Origin of the sequence: Mycobacterium sp. E3298 (assembly GCF_001666895.1) — a bacterium.
Taxonomy (GTDB): Bacteria; Actinomycetota; Actinomycetes; order Mycobacteriales; family Mycobacteriaceae; genus Mycobacterium.
In genome coordinates, this window is record NZ_LZJB01000077.1 from 1 (window position 1) to 836 (window position 836).

At 68.4% G+C, this 836-nt stretch carries 1 protein-coding gene and 1 pseudogene; both read left to right on the forward strand.

Features of this window, described 5'->3' with window-relative positions; genetic code table 11:
* Positions 1-397, forward strand: a pseudogene (locus A9X05_RS31495) (hypothetical protein); the annotation flags it as partial.
* A 37-nt stretch (positions 398-434) separates the two neighbouring features.
* Positions 435-836, forward strand: a 402-nt coding sequence (locus A9X05_RS03490; RefSeq protein WP_156736228.1) for an FAD-dependent oxidoreductase, incomplete at its 3' end; no start/stop codon positions are given.

Below are 836 nucleotides of genomic sequence, written 5' to 3' on the forward strand. Positions count from 1 at the left end.
CGCACAATTCATCACGGCCGCCGCTGCGAGCCCCAATTCCCAACTGGCGGCGCCCTTCTCGCTGATGCGGCGCGCGCTGGCGTGCCAGACGAACAACGCCGGATTCGGGGCGCGCGCCTTCCGGCGCAGCGACGGCCAATGGGGAGGCGCGATGGTGGTCGCCGCCAAGAGCGCGACGCCCAACGTCGACGCCCTGGCCGGCTGCGCCAAGACCAACTGGCGGCGCGCCACGGCCGGCACCCAGACCTCGCTGTGCAACAGCGGCTGGAGCACCCCCAACACCTACGAGAGCCGCCGCGGCGAGACCTACTACGTGTTGCTGGCCGGCACCGCGGACGACTTCTGCACCGCGGTCAACGGCAAATTCAAGGACAACTCCAACGGGTGGCCGTTCTAGCCGCTTTCCGGCGGCGTCGTACGGTAAGGGGGTGAGCATGTCGCGTCATCGCGTCGTCATCATCGGAAGCGGATTCGGTGGCCTGAACGCGGCCAAGGCACTCAAGCGGGCCGACGTCGACGTCACCCTGATCTCCAAGACCACGACCCACCTCTTCCAGCCGTTGCTGTACCAGGTGGCCACCGGCATCCTGTCCGAGGGCGACGTCGCCCCGACCACCCGGCTGATCCTGCGCAGGCAGAAGAACGTCCGGGTGCTGTGGGGCGACGTCAACGCCATCGACCTGACGGCCAAGACCGTGACGTCGCACCTGATGGGCATGGAGACCGTGACGCCCTTCGACAGCCTCATCGTCGCCGCCGGCGCGCGCCGCATCAGCGAGAAGGGCGCCGCCAGTTGGGAATTGGGGCTCGCAGCGGCGGCCGTGATGAATTGTGCG